We start from the raw sequence: 16,773 nt of genomic DNA, 5'->3' as shown, positions 1-16,773 counted from the left end.
TATTTTTAAGTTTGTAAACTCTAGAAAAATAATTTAGACGCATTTCATCCTTATTCTGAGTTACGCACATGAACCTTAAATTTCCCAAAGCTCAATCTGAAAGTGCTAATGCCAAAACCTTAGCCACAAAACTCACTGCCAAAGGCGAAAACTACGTGCAGCAAGGGCATCCCTGGGTGTTTTCCGATAGTATTGTAAAAATCAACGATGACGCAAAAACCGGTGATTTGGCGATTATCTTCGGAAAGCGCAAAAATGCCATGATTGGGATTGGACTTTATGATGCCGATTCCCCGATTCGCATTAAAATGATTTATAATGCATCGAAACCAATTCAGATCAATTCCGATTTCTTTCTTCAGAAAATTAATAGCGCCTATCAAAAACGGGAGCCGCTTTTAAAAACAAATACGACAAGTTACAGACTCATTTTTGGCGAAAACGACGGATTTCCATCACTTATTGCCGATGTATACGAACAGGTCTTGGTGCTGAAACTGTACTCTGAAATCTGGCTGCCGTACCTGGAAACCATTCTGGAAAGCCTGATTCAGGTTTCCAATACTGAAACCGTTGTGCTGCGTTTGAGTAGAAGTCTGCAACAATCAGATTCGCACCATTTTAAAGACGGCGATGTGGTTTATGGAAATTTGAAAGCTGAGGTTGTGCAATTTGTAGAGCATGGGGTGAATTTTTCAGCAAACGTGATCAAAGGGCATAAGACCGGGTATTTTTTAGACCATCGTGAGAATAGGAGGCAAGTGGGCGAGTTGAGTAAAGGCAAAACGGTCTTAGATGTGTTTTCATACGCTGGCGGATTTTCAGTACATGCACTTGCCAACGGAGCGACTGACGTGACTAGTGTCGATATCAGTGCCCAAGCGCTGGAAATAGCACTTCATAATGGAAGTCTCAATGATTATTCTGGTCAACACCACATCCTTGCTGGCGATGCCTTCAAGATTTTAGAACAGCTCATTAAGGACCACCAAACTTTTGATGTGGTAATCATAGATCCGCCAAGTTTTGCCAAGCAACAAAGTGAGATCCAACTTGCTAAAAAAAAATATGCGCAATTGGCGGCGTTGGGAGCAAAGCTTACCGCCCAAAACGGATTGCTGGTGCTGGCTTCCTGTTCCTCAAGAATGTCAACAAAAGCCTTTTACGATATCAATGAGCAGACCTTAAAAAAAGCGGATCGCCCATTTAAAGTAGAACAAAAAACGCAACATGACGTCGATCACCCCATCGGTTTTGAAGAAGGCGCGTATTTGAAATGTGGGTATTATCGGTTTTAGTTCTCAGATCTCAGTTTTCAGTCTTCAGTTGGCAGTTTTCAGTCTGCAGTCCCAGTCCCAGTCCCAGTATTCAGAATTACTAATAAAAGATTCAGAAAATATCAAACACCAAATAAAGACCTTGAAATTAGAGTGAGCTCTGCGCCCCAGCCTACCGGCAGGCAGGTTTGCGAGATAGAAGAGTTCTCAGTATTCAAATTCAAATTCAAGTTCAAGTTCAAGTTCAAGTTCAAGTTCAAGTTCACTTTCATCTTCGTCTTCATCTTCACCTTCATCTTCATCTTCATCTTCATCTTCGTCTTCCTATGCACGCATAATAAAAAAAACTATATTTGTTTTTAGAAAAACGACGTTCATGAGCACAAAATTGACCCAACTCCTTCAAATCAAATATCCAATCATCCAAGCCCCTATGTTTTTGGTTTCCAACGTGGCCATGGTCACAGAAGCCATGAATAGTGGGATCGCTGGCTGTATTCCGGCATTGAATTACCGTACTTTGGAAGAACTGAGAGCGGCCGCAAAATCCCTGAAAGCCAATAAAGTGGGGCAGGGTGCCTTCGGCTTCAATTTAATTGTGAACAAATCAAACCTAAAATATAAAGATCAGTTAACCGTAATTTGTGAGGAAGGTTGTGATTTTATAATTACCTCATTGGGAAGTCCGGAAGAGACCATCAAAAAAGCTCACGCTGCTGGCATCAAAGTATTTTGCGATGTTACCGATTTGCACTTCGCCAAAAAAGTGGAAAGTCTGGGGGCAGATGCAGCCATAGCTGTGAATAACGAGGCTGGCGGCCATAGAGGCAATCTCTCTCCCAAGGATCTGATTCAACAGCTCACGGCAAACATTTCAATTCCGGTGATTTCTGCGGGAGGTGTCGGCACTAAAGCAGATCTTGATTTGATGCTGAGTTATGGTGCGGAAGGTGTCTCAATAGGGAGCCCCTTTATCGCTTCCGAAGAGGCTGAAGTGACCAAAGAGTATAAGCAGGCCTGCGTGGATTATGGCGCTGAAGATATTGTGATGACACAACGCATTTCGGGTACGCCGTGCACAGTGATCAATACGCCTTATGTTCAGAAAATTGGAACCAAGGCCACCTGGTTGGAAACTTTACTCAATAAGAGCAAGACCTTAAAAAAATGGGTCAAGATGATTCGTTTCGCCATTGGGATGCGAGCAACCGAAAAAGCTGCAACACAAGCCACCTACAAAACCGTTTGGGTCGCGGGGCCTAGCATCTCCCATACCAATGCTATTTTACCGGTCAAGGAAATCGTTAAGAATTTGACGGTTTAAAATCAAATGCGCTAAAAAATGTTGCGTATCTATTGCATTGCGTCTTATTTTTATAATAACTTTCAATCTGAATTTTGTTTCGTGCAAATATGCAACAGCCTTATATTCATCGCATTTACTGAAATCATTACTAATTTGATTTCGAATCTTTGATTTTGGGTTGTTGCTAAGATCTTAATTCAGCTATTATCAACCAATCCATTTGTATTTTGAAAACCGTTTTTAAAGCTCTAATCGTTTTAATTTTACTTTTCGTGGCATTGCTGTATTGGTCGGTTTCCAGTACGAGCAAAACCTTCGGCAGAAGCAAGATTTTAAGTCCGAAAAATAGTGAAACGGTCAATTTTAAATTATACGACTCTGTCTTGATTGCTGCGAGCACCAATTACAACAGCAATCTCGTGAAAAACCTAATGCAAGGGGAACAGTATCGCAAAGCGTGGTCTGAGCCGGTTGCAGTTCAAATCCTGTTTTTAGATACTTTATTTGGTGGTGGCGTAAAGATACTTGAAGAGGGTGGAGGCAATCAAACCCACTCTCTAAAATTGGAAGGCCCTAACGGCATTGAATATAGTTTACGAAGCGTCAATAAAGATCCCACACCATTGATTCCTGATATTGCCTATACCTTAGGTTTGAAAAATATAGTGGTAGATGGAATTGCTGCCCAACATCCTTTTGGCGCACTTTTGGCCTCCCAATTGGCAGAAGCGGCCAACATACCCCATACCCATCCAAAAATGGTATTTCTTCCGAAGCAAGATTTTTTAAAGGATTATAATGAGAAATATGGCAATCGGCTTTTTCTATTGGAATATGAGTCCGATAGCTGGGTGGATTGGACCAAGTTCGATAGTATTACTGAAATTCGGGATACTGAAGACCTTCAGAAACTGAAAATGGAGCAAGGCAGCCATTTAAGTATTGATAAGAGAGCGTTGATAAAAGCACGACTGTTCGATTTTTTGATTGGAGATTGGGACAGGCACACCAAACAATGGGGCTGGGCGATTAAAAAAATTGATAGTAATTATCTGGCCATTCCCATTCCAGGAGATCGCGACAATGCTTTTTTCAATGCTGAAGGGATTATTCCCTCCATTTTAGGCCATCCCATGATTATTCCAACCCTGCGTTCTTTTGATGATAAAATTGATTTCATGGAAGGCCTGGTTTATCCGTTTGATCGCTATTTCTTGATTGATACGCCAGAAAGCATATTTACTGCGGAAGCCAAAGCACTTCAAAAGTTAATGACCAATGAAACCATAGATGCCTCCTTAAACGTCTGGCCAAAGTCAATTGCTAAGTTAAACGGAAGCGAAATTACCCGTAAAATCAAACAACGCCGGGACGATTTGGTAAAATATGCTAAGGAATTCAAAGCAGAGATCGATAGGCAAGGTATAGTCACGGAAGCGCTAAAAGGCTCAGAAGACAATAAACTCAACCCAAAACTGCTAAAATGTTTTGATTGCAATCGCAACTAATGTCAATTAGCAAGTAGTTTGCAAGTTTCCTAATGCTGAGTTTGGTGTTTTTCAGTGCTGTTTTTCATCTTGACATGCGTTAAGTGTTTTAGTACAGTTTTGAGAAATAGAATCCAATCTTTCAATATTCAAATCAGCACTCATTTTACTTGGTCAATAGTATTGGAGGGGAGTTCCAGCTGCGTTGTCAGTACTAAAAAAAGACCTCACAGGTTTTGATAACCTGTGAGGTCTAATCTTTTCAGACACCAACATCTTCTCGCTAATGGGAATTTTGGTTCATTCAAAAAACAGAGATGTCCCTTTCTGTAAACCATTTGAATTGCAGAGGCTCATTTAAATCTGACATATTTGGCTTCCGTCAATTAGGTTTTTAATTTTGTAAAAAAGAGTATCTGTAGTTTTGATATTGGCAGTGGGCTCACTCGATTGGGATTGTTGGTGGAAAACACCAACAATGGCTTCGCTCAGATGGAAATCTCGATTTAAGATCTCTGTAATTATTAAAAAAAAACGATATAATTTAAACCCTAAACCTGCGTGCTGTTATTGTTTGTTGTTGAAGTGCCGATGTTGGTGTTTTCCACCAACATCTTCTCATTGTCTTGGATTTTGGTTCATCCAAAAAACAGAGATGTCCCTTTCTGTAAACCATTTGAATTGCAGAGGCTCATTTAAATCTGTCATATTTAGCTTCCGTCAATTAGGTTTATAATTTTGTAAAAAAAAGTATCTGTAGTTTTGATTTTGACGGTGGGCTCACTCGATTGGGATTGTTGGTGGAAAACACCAACAATGGCTTCGCGTTTGTGATGGGATTTCGTTTTTTAATTGGTTTTTATCTCACTCGATTGGGATTGTTGGTGGAAAACACCAACAATGGCTTCGCGCTTGTGATGGGATTTCGTTTTTTATTTTGCTTTTATCTCACTCGGTTGGGATTGTTGGTGGAAAACACCAACAATGGCTTCACGCTTGTGATGGGATTTCGTTTTTTATTTTGCTTTTATCTCACTCGGTTGTGATTGTCTGTGAAAAACACCAACAATGGCTTCACGCTTGTGATGGGATTTCGTTTTTTATTTTGCTTTTATCTCACTCGATTGGGATTGTTGGTGGAAAACACCAACGATGGCTTCGCTCAAATGAAAATCTCGATTTGAGATCTCTGTAATTATTAAAAAAAACGATATAATTTAAACAGTAAACCTGCGTGCTGTTATTGTTTGTTGTTGAAGTGCCGATGTTGGTGTTTTCCACCAACATCTTCTCATTGTCTTGGATTTTGGTTCATTCAAAAAACAGAGATGTCCCTTTCTGAAAACCATTTGAATTGCAGAGGCTCATTTAAATCTGACATATTTGGCTTCCGTCAATTAGGTTCATAATTTTGTAAAAAAAAGTATCTGTAGTTTTTATATTGGCGGTGGACTCACGCGGTTGTGATTGTTGGTGGAAAACACCAACGATGGCTTCACGCTTGTGAAAATTTCAGTTTAATGTCTGAGGGTTTACTAAACATCAAAAACGATTTATTTCAAACCCTAAACCTGCGTGCTGCTATTGTTTGTTGTTGAAGTGCCGATGTTGGTGTTTTCCACCAACATCTTCTCATTGTCTTGGATTTTGGTTCATCCAAAAAAATAGAGATGTCCCTTTCTATAAACCATTTGAATTGCAGAGGCTCATTTAAATCTGTCATATTTAGCTTCCGTCAATTAGGTTTATAATTTTGTAAAAAAAAGTATCTGTAGTTTTGATTTTGACGGTGGGCTCACTCGATTGGGATTGTTGGTGGAAAACACCAACAATGGCTTCGCGCTTGTGATGGGATTTCGTTTTTTAATTGGTTTTTATCTCACTCGGTTGTGATTGTCAGTGCAAAACACCAACAATGGCTTCGCGCTTGTGATGGGATTTCGTTTTTTATTTTGCTTTTATCTCACTCGGTTGGGATTGTTGGTGGAAAACACCAACGATGGCTTCGCTCAAATGAAAATCTCGATTTGAGATCTCTGTAATTATTAAAAAAAACGATATAATTTAAACCGTAAACCTGCGTGCTGTTATTGTTTGTTGTTGAAGTGCCGATGTTGGTATTTTTCACCATTATCTTCTGCTAAAAAAAGTGGAATTACCATTGATCTTAATTACCAATATAAAATCTAGAATTCTGAAGCGAAGTGAACATTATAAAAACAAAAAAACCCAAATTCCGAGTTTCGAAATTTGGATCTTTTTGTTCAGATTTTAATCGCCTAATGTTAGGATTTTACCTTATCCTTATTCATTTCATTAGCCATGTTATCTTTCAGCTTTTGATGGTCGTCCATCATGGTTTGTTGCTGGTCCATAATTTCAGATTGGCTACTCTTGACCTTATTATGATCTTCTTTCATTTGAGTGATTTGCGTTTCCATTTCAGCTTCGCTCATTTGATCGAAATCTGAAGTCAGCTCTTTATGGCCTGCCAACATGGTCTCGTTTCCTTTCGCTTCAGCTTCATGTCTTTTGAGCATCACATCATGCTTTGCAATAACTTCCAACATAGAAGAATCTTTCACTTCCATGCCTTTCAGTTTTTCAGAAAACATTTGGTGGGCTGCCATCATCTCTTTGTGGGCTGCCATGATTTTGTCCTGATGAGCATTGATGCTGTCATTTTCGACCATTAGGCTGTTGCGCTGCTCAGCAAGATCTTTTTTCTTACTGTTATCTTCACAACTTACAGACAACATTACAGTTGCCATTAATAATAAGAATACTTTTTTCATTTTATGTTCGGTTTTTAATTTGAGGGCGAAAGTAGACAAAAAACAAACGAGCCATAACTCGAATTCATATAATAATTAACGTTATCGAAATGAAGGAAATACCCAGCACTATTTAAGAATGCTACACATAATTTAAACGGCGTAAAGTATCTATGATTGAATCCTATTCATCCAAATACACCTGCTCGGTTTCACAGCCAAACAGACTCTTTTCCTTGATTAATTTTGAAACGCCTGGAGGCAACATGTGGTCCCAGTCGTCTTTGCCATCGGCAATGGCTTTGAGCACATTTCTTGAGAAAATAGTTAGAATGGATTCATCATAATCTGTAATATCCACTACTTTTCCGTTATACTTGAAGAATTTGTAGAGCTCTTTCATACGTGGGTGAACCTTCAGATTTTCACTGTCGGTAATGGTGCCATCGTCGTTTTTCATTGGGTAGAGGTAGACACGAAGGTCCTTGAAGAAGAGTTTTCCGAAGGCTTCCAAAATACCACCGCTCAAATGGCGATAATATTTCTCGTCAAAGATATCAACTAGGTTATTGACGCCCATGGCAAGACCCATTCGGCTTTTGGTGTATTGTGAAAAATATTCGACCAATTTATAATATTCCTGAAAATTGGAAATCAGTACCGTTTGCCCTAAAGAACACAACAGTTTGGCTCTATCCATGAAATCCTGCTCATCGATCTCGCCTTCCGCACGCAGGTTGGAGAGGGTTATTTCAAAAATCACTTGGGTTTTATCAAGATCAACTTTATTTTCGTTGATGAACATATCATAGGATTTCTTATACATGTCCATATTGACCTTCGTCACCGGTCTAAAGCTACCGCGTAGTGCCAAGATATTCTTTTTGTAAAGTACTTTTGCTGGTAATACATTATTGCCATCTGGAGCGAACATAACGGCATCGGTCATCCCGTTTTTAACCAATTGCAAGCTCATTAAACGGTTATCTACATTTTCAAAAACCGGTCCTGCAAAATTAATGGTGTCAATTTCGACTTGATCCTTGTCCAAATGATCATAAAGGTAACGCAGTAATTTTTTGGGTTCATTGTATTTATAGTAAGCACCATAAATTAGATTAGTGCCCAAGACCCCCAAGGTTTCTTGTTGCAATCGCGCATCATTTTCCTTGAACCTCAAATGGAGCACGATCTCATTATAAGCTTCCTCCGCATCCACTTGGTATTTGATGCCAACCCAGCCATGGCCTTTGTATTTCTTTGCAAAATCGATGGTGGCAACGGTATTGGCATAGGAAAAGAACATTTTGTTGGGATGTTCCTCACGCGATAAACGTTGTTCCATGAGATTGATTTCGTGATTCAGCATTTTTCTAAGTCGTGCCTCGGTAACGTAACGCTTATCATCCTCAATACCATAAATGGCATCACTAAAGGCCTTATCATAGGCAGACATTGCCTTGGCAATGGTTCCAGAACCTCCACCAGCCCTAAAGAACTGCCTTACAGTTTCTTGACCTGCCCCAATTTCGGCAAAAGTACCGTAAATATTCTCGTTCAGGTTAATGCGAAGACATTTGGTTTTTAATGAGGGAATCTCATCAAATTCTTTGTCTCCCTTTAAGGTTATTTCCATTTCTAGCTTGGGTTTGTAAGTACAACAAAGATATCAATTTGACAGGGGAAACAAAAAAATAAGTTTATTTTTGTTCTATCTTAAAATACGCAGAAAATTTCCTTAGCGCATAAACATATTTATTTTGAAAATTAGATTTTTAGGAACAGGCACATCACAAGGCATACCTGTAATTGGAAGTGAACATCCCGTTTGCCTGAGTAACGATACAAAAGACAAACGTTTACGGGTTTCTGTATTGGTGGAATGGGACGAATTCAAATATGTGATTGATTGTGGTCCCGATTTTAGACAACAAATGTTACGCGCCAATTGCACAAAAATCAATGGTATTGTCTTTACCCATGAGCATGCCGACCATACCGCAGGTTTAGATGACATTAGACCTTTTTACTTCCGGCAGGGCGATATCCCATTCTATGCGCACAAACGCGTACTTGGTGAATTGACCAAACGTTTTGATTACATTTTTACCAGCAAAGACAAATATCCCGGGGTGCCGAGTGTGATACAGCATGAGATAAAAAATGAACCCTTTACCCTTGGTAATATTGAGGTAATGCCCATAAATGGCTACCATCATAAGTTGCAGGTTTTCGGGTTTCGATTTGCTGAATTTGCATACCTCACAGATATGAAGACCGTAGCAACTGAAGAACGTGAAAAATTAAAAGGCGTTAAGGTTTTGGTAATAAATGCCTTACGTGAAACTGAGCACATCTCCCATTTTAATTTGCAAGAGGCTTTGGAGTTCATTGAAGATGTAAACCCAGAACGCGCCTACCTTACACATATTAGCCATTTTCTCGGTTTTCATGAGGACGTTCAGAAAAAGCTGCCCAAAAATGTATTTTTAGCATACGATAACTTACAAATAGCACTTTAGATTATGAAACAACGTCTTTTCATGTACCTTTTTATTTTTACTCTTTTATTGGTTGTTTTTCAATATGTGAATTCCAAGAAGGTTTTAGAGGATTATGACCAACGCCTCAACCGGTTTATGGACACCAATGAAGTTTATAAGGATTCCATTCGTAATATGAATGATCGCGAACAGCCAAACATCTACAGTTTCAATTTTGATACCAACGATGATGCCATGACCTATATTGAAAATGAAGGTTATGTGATTTCTGAATTCATCCCCTTTATCAAAGATCAGTTGATGAGTCTCAACATCTATGAGGGCGCAGAACATCCTTTGGTGCCCTTCGCATCAATGACCGAAAACAAAATGCTCATCGATGAGATCAAATTGCTCAACCACAAATGGATCATTGCCAGTTTTACAGATGGCAGCTATTGGGGCGAAATGCTTTTGCAGTATGATATCACAGATCGAAAGGAGCTTAAATTTAAGGTCTTGGATTCGGTTTTGTACGCAAAATGATATTTTTTTACTTCGGAATGGATTGCATTTAAATCTAAAAATCAATACCCTCGGGGCAAGCCCACAAGGTATGAATTGAAAGATGTTCTTTGTATTTCGAGGCAAGCCCAGGTGAATAAAACCATCTGGAGGAATTTAATGAAACTGGTTTGATTTTAGTTTTCTCAAAATAAAAAAGCCCTTCTTATTGAATATATAATTACATAATATACAGTGTGTTATGTATTAGCCATGGTTTTTGGCACGTTAATTGAATAATTCTAATCGTAACCCTAAAACCTTACGATTATGAAAAACCTAGCACTTCTTATTACTGCCATGTTCCTAATGGGGACATCAGTAAACGCAACTACAACAAATAGCTCCAATTCAAATACATCCAACACGTTTGTGAGAGCTTATGGCAAGTCTTTCATTTTTGTTGAAGGAGGCGTTGAATTCTCGATCTTTGCCGATGGGCAATTCGATTTTTACATGCCCAATTATGGACCAAATGTGAATGCGGGGTTTAGAAATCAAAATGTTTCCATCAGTTTCAATTCAGGATATGACTATAATCCTTATGTACAGTATGATGATTACGGCGCCATCATCCAAATTGAAAATGTGCCCATCTATTATGACCATTATGGTAGGATCGTTAGAGCTGGCGATGTGAACATTAATTACAACAGGTACGGAAACATTAGTCGTCTTGGCGGACTATACGTACACTACAATTCTTACCGCCATTTTTCCCATTACACGGGTTATATCAATGTTTACAATAGAAGTTATGTGTATAGACCATGGCATCACTATTATACAGTGCCTGCTGCCAGTTACTGTATTGTAAATAGGAGACCTTATAGACGTCATTATGTTCCAACAAGATATACGTTTTACAGACCTTATAACAATAATTATAGACAACCGGTACCTGTAAATAGTAGGCGAGGAGCGGTGGCAACTGCAGGACGAAGAACAAGTAGCATTAGTAACCGTTATAATCAAGAAGCTACGCCTAGAAGAGCTAATGCCAATGCAACTCGTTCAAGACGAGCCGCTGTTCAAAATCGAGCGGTTGAATCTCAAAATAATTCTAGAAGAAGCAATTCAAATTTAAGCACATCAAGAAGTTCCAATGATCGGGCTCAGAGGGCTTCAACAAGAAAAAGTGCTGTAAATACTGAAGTTAGAAATACCAGTCGTACTGATAATAGGAGTACCAATACTACGGCCAGAGCGTCAAGGAGTATCGTTAAAAAAAGCCGTTTAAATAACCAGTCAAACGATGTGCGTACTAGCCAAAGGCTTAGAAAACCAAGCAGTGCAAATTCTCGTATAGCTACTGAAAGCAGAAACATAAGGTCTTCAAATGCTGTTGCAAACCCTTCTGCCAGTTCACGTTCGGCTTCAGCTAGAACACAAAGCACATCGGGTTCACGCTCGCGCTCATAATAAGAAGAATATTAACAAATTTTTGGTTGGTTGATGATTGTCCCGTAAGAACTGCACTTTTGCAACTTACGGGACTTTCTCGTTTAGATTCAAAATTCAGAATTCAGAATTCAGAATTCAAAGTTTTGAGTTTTGATTGGACCGCATGAACTATATAACTTCGTTCTTGTTTGTGAGCCTATTTATTTTTTGAAATTCTTCCGTAGTATTTTGCCGAGCATGCTAGAAATATCTTCGGAAAGTTCCAGTCTCAGTATCAGGATTAAGTATACAATGCTAATAAGAACAGATTTTAAAACAATATTCGCAAGCGGGTGAAACGGAAAGTCCCAAAAATAAAAGACCATCAAAAGCAGTGCTAGCAAGAGTCCCCATTTAAAAGTTTCAGCAGTAAAGGGCCACATTTTGAACTTTCGTTTTACAAATAGCAGCTTGGCGGTATTATACACAAAAACCGAAATAAAAGTGGCCATGGCAGATCCATTGATGCCGTATAAGGGTATAAAAACCATATTCAGCAACACAGCCAAAACCGCCAGCATGACGCCAAATACGATGACCATACGGTAGTAGTCGCTATTGAATAGAATAGCGTTGTTGTTTCCCAAAAGATTGTCATACAGCTTGGCGGCGCTAATGAGAAACACGACCAAAAGTCCGCCGCCAAACTCAGGCGGAATGATCTCATAGAGTTGATTGATATTCAAAATAATCAATAAAAAAATCAAGCCGCTAGTGATACATAAGGTAAGCGAACTGCGTTTGTAAAGGTCTTCTAGCGCAACTTTATCTTTGGCGTTTAAAAATTGGGCGGTCAAAGGCAACAAAATTTGATGCATGGCACGTTGGGGAACCGCAATCACAGTGGCAATAAAGACCGCAACACTGTAATAGGCCACTTTCTCTATGGCAATGTAATTGTTGAGCATGACTTTGTCAACATCCAGAATGAGTGTGGCAATGGAACCTGCGACGATAATCAAAACCGCATATTTGATAATCGCACTGAGATTTGAAAGTCGGTCAAATCTAAAAACCGGTAATCTTTGACGAAAGGCAAACAGCATCATGAGCAAGCTGCGTAGGACATAAGTAGCAACAAGACCCATTAAAAAACCATGTACATCAATGATCTCAAAATAAACCATGAATAATAAAACCATGGCAACCACACGATGGAATACCTCCTTCATGAAATTACCAAATACGGTTTTCATTTGTACTTTGACCCAAGCATAGAACACTTCAAAATAGGCCATGGCAAAGGCAGTAATAAAAATATACCAAAGATAAGCGCCAACAATTTCGTTTTTTGAACTCAAAGCTGCTGCAATGAGATCGTGCGCAAAGTAGCCAACGATACCAACAGGAATCGTTAATACTAAAGGTAGGAAGAGCATCAAAGTGAGAAAGCTATTTGCTGAATGTTCAGTCTTAAAACTCGTAAAGAATTTAACCAAGGTATTATGCGCTCCAAATGCCATCAAAGGCATCATGATATTTGAGGCGGAAAGAATATAGGCAACCAAACCATAATACTGGTCACTTATAAAATTTGTGTATAAAAATAGCACATTGACGGCACCCAAGCCAAAACCAGCATAGGTGGTAATGGTGTTTTTTAAGGATTGATTGATAACGATGCCCATGCTGGTCGGTTTAGGATTCCGAGTTTATAATTTAAGGATCAAAATTTCGGATTTAAGATTGATTTTTGACCAGCACAGCCAATTGTTGTGTGAGTGATTTTCGGCTGTATTGCTGCAATCCAATGGCATTTACGCTCAAATCATTGGCTTGATAGGCTTCAAAATACTGCTGAATTTGATACTTGATTTTTTGTTTTTCAGCATAATAAAAATAATGGCCTGTATTTGTTTTTTTAAGGATCTGTTCCACATCGGAGTCGGTTGGACCAATTGCCAAAATGGGCGTGTTAGCTGCCATATATTCAAATAACTTGCCGGGAACAATGACTTTGGTGTCTTCAGAATCAATTTCAATGAGCAATAAAATCTGTGATTCGCGTTGGGCTTTCTGGGCTTGGTCATGAGGCACATAACCTAAATCATGAACATAAGGCTCCAAACCAAAATCAGTAAGGGTTTGCAACACTTCTTCACTTACCAAACCTATAAGTTTGAGTTCAAAGACGGATTTAAAATTTGGAATTTCTTCTATAAGTTCGCTCAGCGCCTCCCATAACACTATAGGATTGCGCCCAGAAAGCAATGATCCAATGTGTGCTAAACTGAAGGTTTTGTCTTTTTCAATGGAAATGGAATGTTGAGTGTCATAACCATTGGTAATTACCGCGATTGGCGTTTCGGTTTTCTGCTGAAACTCTTCTTTTGTATTTTCACTGGTCACTATGATTTGATCGGCGTCATGAAGGATTGATGCTTCCATTTTTAAATGCTTTTCCTTTGCAGAGGACGTCAATTTCAGCTTTTTGTGATACCCAATCGTGGTCCACGGATCCCTGAAATCGGCCAGCCAAGTGACCCCGAGGTCTTGCTTTAGTTTTCGCCCTATGAGATGAAGACTGTGTGGTGGCCCTGTGGTGATCACGATATCAATCTGATGTTCTTGGAGATAATTTTTTAAAAATGCTACGGAAGGTTTTACCCAATTTTTCCGGGCATCGGGTATAAAGAAATTACCACGTACAAACAGCAACAGTTTTTCAACGAGACTTTGCTTTTTTTCCTTCGGAATCATTCCGGAGCTAATGGATTTAGAGCGCTTCTTGGAAAATAATTCAGCAAAACGGTAGGGTTCCTTTATGGGCTGCTTGATTACCGTAACGGCTTCTGAAACCTCTTTCAACAAACTCTCATCGGTAATGGGATAACTGGGGTTTAACGGACAAAAAACAACGGGCTCCAGATCAAATTCAGGTAAATATTTGACAAATTTCAACCAACGCTGTACACCTGGACCACCTGCCGGTGGCCAATAATACGTGATGATCAAGACTTTTTCCATACCTGTTTTGCTTAGTTGCTTTATTTGAAATACTATGGGTAAAAGTAACAATTTAGGAAGACTATCAATTGGTCGTATGTATTATGATGGATAGAATACCGCCACAAGATTGGTTTCCAAATAAAAAGCAGATAAAAATCAATGTTTTAGATTGACTCTACCTGCTTTCTTATATAAATGCCTATTGTAAAAAGGCTTTGAATTTTAGTTGTAAACGGATTCTTTCTTGAAGTGTGTTGCCAATAAATAATAAACCACAACTCTGTACTTATTGCGATTGCTTTGACCATACTTTTCAATGACGGCGCTAATGGCTTTGTCTAGTTCTGGACCATCCTTTAAACCTAATTTTTTAATTAGAAAATTGTTTTTTACGGTAGCCAATTCAGACTCGGTAGTGCCAGAAACCACTGCAGCATCTGCATTGTAAATGGAAGGTCCGCAACCAATAGTTACCTTTTTCAATAAATCCATATCTGGATTCACACCACATTTATCTTTTAAATCTTCAGCATACTTCGCTATTAAATCATCTCTTTTACTCATAATCTTGTTGGGATTTTGGGTTATTGTAAATTTAATTCGTTTAAAGATAATTAAATATTATTAAATTCAAAAACTGGCCAGAGCCATTAGGAGTTTAAAAATTCGAAATAATCCAATAAGATGTCATCATTTTCAGTTCTAGGTGTAAAAATCTCTAAGAGCTTTGGTGTTTTGGATTTATTGTAAAAGGTCTTCAATGATGCATTCAATTGCTCTTGATCTCTTGCTTGATGATATTCAAATTTGAACATCTCGCACAAGTGCTTGGCAGTTAGGTTGTGAGTGGTTTCGAAAAAGTAATCAAAATTCGGCGTGTTTTTGTGTCCGGGTAATATTCTAAAAATACCTCCTCCAGAGTTATTGACTAAAATGATTCTAAAATTTTTAGGGATGTAATTGTTCCAGAGCGCATTACTATCATAAAAGAAACTCAAATCGCCAGTAATAAAGGTAGTTTGCTTAGTGGGAGTGGCCGCCGCACATCCCACAGCTGTTGAAGTACTACCATCAATGCCACTGGTGCCACGATTGCAAAACACCTCTAAGGATTTATTGAGATTGAACAGCTGGGCGTATCGTACGGTTGAACTGTTGCCCAGCTGCAAAATACTTTTAAAAGGAATTGATTTTAATATGGCTGCAAAGACCTTGAAATCAGAAAACGGAATCTGTTTTATATAATCCAAATGTCGCTTATGTCTTTGTTTTTTTATCTCTAACCAATAGGGCAGATAGTTGCTTTTTGCGGTGTGGGTGATTTTTGGCAAAAACTCAGAGAAAAAGGCATTAGGCGCGGCTACAATATGTTTGTCCAAACAAAAGAAGGTGTCATTTGCCGATTTCATATCTACATGCCAATGGTGCTTTGGTTGGTAATCACGCAAAAATTTCTTGATTTTCTTAGATACCACCATCCCACCAAAAGTGAGTAAAATATCGGGTCGTAAGGCTTTGAAATCGGCCTCGGTTAAGTCACCAATCATTTTATCAATGTTGGGGAAAAAATCAGGATGGTGCAGATTGGAAGTGGTTTCGGTAAAAACCAAAACACTGTCGTCATTGGCCAATTCATTCAGCCATTTTTGTTCGATTTGATTGGGTGGCAACACGCCAACCAAGATTATTTTCCGGTTAGCAGCATACCACTCATCTACGCAATCCTTGATTTCAACGTCATCAATTTTTGGCGATTTCAAATCTAGGGTTTTTACTTTAGGTCGTACTGAAAGCACCTCAACAGTTTCATAAAGTGGTTCATCAAAAGGGATGTTGATATGCACAGGGCCTTTTTTTAAACGTGCCAAATCGAAAGCCTCGTTAATGTCTTGCTCATTGTCATTTTGAATGCCTTGCTGAAGCCCCAAGATACGTTCCAGTCTGTTTTCAAGACTTTTAAAAATTGGTAAATCCTCTTTTTCTGAAAGGCGGTTCTCATCTTTTAAGTCCAGCTTTAAATCGGCAGAATACAAGATATGGTTTTCAAACACATTTTTTTGGTTGATAGTTTGCCCGTCACCAATGCCAATTAAATGTTTAGGACGATCTGCGGAAAGCACTATTAAAGGGATATCACTATAAAACGCCTCTGCCACCGCTGGATAATAGTTGAGCAATGCACTACCAGAGGTGCAGATCAAAACAACAGGTTTATGGATTTGTTGCGCAATGCCTAAAGCAAAGAAAGCAGCCGAGCGTTCATCAACAATACTATAACAGGTAAAAAAATCGTCATTTGTAAAACCAATGGTTAATGGCGCATTTCTACTGCCTGGCGAGATGACGATGTGTTTTATATTCTTGAGTTTACACAACTGTACCACAGTTTGTGCAAGCGGTATTTTAGGGTGTATCATAGACTTGCAAAGTTATTGCTTTTTAGGAACTCTATAAACATTAGATGCTGAATATATCCAACATCAAAATAGA

Annotated in this window: 12 protein-coding genes; 6 read left to right on the top strand and 6 right to left on the bottom strand. The window is 38.8% G+C overall.

Features of this window, described 5'->3' with window-relative positions:
- Positions 1-68: 68 nt before the first annotated feature.
- The 3 genes from ESY88_RS06610 to ESY88_RS06600 all read left to right on the top strand — a co-directional run bounded on the left by ESY88_RS06610 (position 69) and on the right by ESY88_RS06600 (position 4,091).
- Positions 69-1,298 (top strand): class I SAM-dependent rRNA methyltransferase, encoded by a 1,230-nt coding sequence (locus ESY88_RS06610; RefSeq protein WP_147085738.1) that lies wholly within the window; start codon positions 69-71, stop codon positions 1,296-1,298.
- 355 nt (positions 1,299-1,653) lie between these two features.
- On the top strand, positions 1,654-2,601 hold the full coding sequence (locus tag ESY88_RS06605; RefSeq protein ID WP_147085737.1) for an NAD(P)H-dependent flavin oxidoreductase: 948 nt from the start codon (positions 1,654-1,656) through the stop codon (positions 2,599-2,601).
- Between the two features lie 209 nt (positions 2,602-2,810).
- Positions 2,811-4,091 (top strand): hypothetical protein, encoded by a 1,281-nt coding sequence (locus ESY88_RS06600; protein WP_223270746.1) that lies wholly within the window; start codon positions 2,811-2,813, stop codon positions 4,089-4,091.
- 2,264 nt (positions 4,092-6,355) lie between these two features.
- On the opposite strand, the gene ESY88_RS06595 is transcribed toward ESY88_RS06600, so the two are convergent.
- Both ESY88_RS06595 and ESY88_RS06590 read right to left on the bottom strand, forming a co-directional pair.
- Positions 6,356-6,865, bottom strand: a complete 510-nt coding sequence (locus ESY88_RS06595) for a hypothetical protein (RefSeq protein WP_147085736.1) — start codon at positions 6,863-6,865, stop codon at positions 6,356-6,358.
- A gap of 163 nt (positions 6,866-7,028) precedes the next feature.
- Positions 7,029-8,480, bottom strand: a complete 1,452-nt coding sequence (locus ESY88_RS06590) for a TonB-dependent receptor (RefSeq protein ID WP_147085735.1) — start codon at positions 8,478-8,480, stop codon at positions 7,029-7,031.
- Between the two features lie 124 nt (positions 8,481-8,604).
- On the opposite strand from ESY88_RS06590, the gene ESY88_RS06585 reads away from it, so the two are divergent.
- The 3 genes from ESY88_RS06585 (at position 8,605) to ESY88_RS06575 (ending at position 11,313) form a co-directional block, all read left to right on the top strand.
- Positions 8,605-9,366 carry an MBL fold metallo-hydrolase gene (locus ESY88_RS06585; protein ID WP_147085734.1) on the top strand — a complete coding sequence of 254 codons (762 nt, stop codon included), beginning with the start codon at positions 8,605-8,607 and terminating at the stop codon, positions 9,364-9,366.
- Between the two features lie 3 nt (positions 9,367-9,369).
- Entirely contained in the window at positions 9,370-9,873 is a 504-nt protein-coding gene (locus ESY88_RS06580) for a hydrolase (protein ID WP_223270745.1), read from the top strand.
- 288 nt (positions 9,874-10,161) lie between these two features.
- Positions 10,162-11,313: a hypothetical protein gene (locus tag ESY88_RS06575; RefSeq protein ID WP_147085733.1), complete on the top strand. Its 1,152-nt coding sequence runs from the start codon at positions 10,162-10,164 to the stop codon at positions 11,311-11,313.
- A gap of 182 nt (positions 11,314-11,495) precedes the next feature.
- Here the strand turns inward: ESY88_RS06575 and ESY88_RS06570 are convergent, their stop codons facing one another.
- The 4 genes from ESY88_RS06570 to menD all read right to left on the bottom strand — a co-directional run bounded on the left by ESY88_RS06570 (position 11,496) and on the right by menD (position 16,700).
- Entirely contained in the window at positions 11,496-12,962 is a 1,467-nt protein-coding gene (locus ESY88_RS06570; protein WP_147085732.1) for an oligosaccharide flippase family protein, read from the bottom strand.
- Positions 12,963-13,014: 52 nt separating this feature from the next.
- Positions 13,015-14,301 (bottom strand): glycosyltransferase family 4 protein, encoded by a 1,287-nt coding sequence (locus ESY88_RS06565; RefSeq protein WP_147085731.1) that lies wholly within the window; start codon positions 14,299-14,301, stop codon positions 13,015-13,017.
- Positions 14,302-14,505: 204 nt separating this feature from the next.
- The gene (locus tag ESY88_RS06560; protein WP_147085730.1) at positions 14,506-14,847 is read right to left on the bottom strand and encodes a DUF2853 family protein; all 342 of its coding nucleotides are present in this window, start codon (positions 14,845-14,847) and stop codon (positions 14,506-14,508) included.
- Positions 14,848-14,933: 86 nt separating this feature from the next.
- Positions 14,934-16,700: a 2-succinyl-5-enolpyruvyl-6-hydroxy-3-cyclohexene-1-carboxylic-acid synthase gene (gene menD / locus ESY88_RS06555; protein ID WP_147085729.1), complete on the bottom strand. Its 1,767-nt coding sequence runs from the start codon at positions 16,698-16,700 to the stop codon at positions 14,934-14,936.
- Positions 16,701-16,773 lie beyond the last annotated feature (73 nt).

The organism is Subsaximicrobium wynnwilliamsii, from assembly GCF_007997225.1.
Classification (GTDB): domain Bacteria; phylum Bacteroidota; class Bacteroidia; order Flavobacteriales; family Flavobacteriaceae; genus Psychroserpens; species Psychroserpens wynnwilliamsii.
This window is presented reverse-complemented; position numbering and strand designations above follow the sequence as displayed.

Bases quoted from the DNA above. Each gene is read 5' to 3' on its own strand.
- ESY88_RS06560 (WP_147085730.1), bottom strand. From the start codon at position 14,847: ATGAGTAAAAGAGATGATTTAATAGCGAAGTATGCTGAAGATTTAAAA.
- ESY88_RS06570 (WP_147085732.1), bottom strand. From the start codon at position 12,962: ATGGGCATCGTTATCAATCAATCCTTAAAAAACACCATTACCACCTAT.
- ESY88_RS06580 (WP_223270745.1), top strand. From the start codon at position 9,370: ATGAAACAACGTCTTTTCATGTACCTTTTTATTTTTACTCTTTTATTG.
- ESY88_RS06595 (WP_147085736.1), bottom strand. From the start codon at position 6,865: ATGAAAAAAGTATTCTTATTATTAATGGCAACTGTAATGTTGTCTGTA.
- ESY88_RS06575 (WP_147085733.1), top strand. From the start codon at position 10,162: ATGAAAAACCTAGCACTTCTTATTACTGCCATGTTCCTAATGGGGACA.
- ESY88_RS06565 (WP_147085731.1), bottom strand. From the start codon at position 14,301: ATGGAAAAAGTCTTGATCATCACGTATTATTGGCCACCGGCAGGTGGT.
- menD (WP_147085729.1), bottom strand. From the start codon at position 16,700: ATGATACACCCTAAAATACCGCTTGCACAAACTGTGGTACAGTTGTGT.
- ESY88_RS06610 (WP_147085738.1), top strand. From the start codon at position 69: ATGAACCTTAAATTTCCCAAAGCTCAATCTGAAAGTGCTAATGCCAAA.
- ESY88_RS06605 (WP_147085737.1), top strand. From the start codon at position 1,654: ATGAGCACAAAATTGACCCAACTCCTTCAAATCAAATATCCAATCATC.
- ESY88_RS06590 (WP_147085735.1), bottom strand. From the start codon at position 8,480: ATGGAAATAACCTTAAAGGGAGACAAAGAATTTGATGAGATTCCCTCA.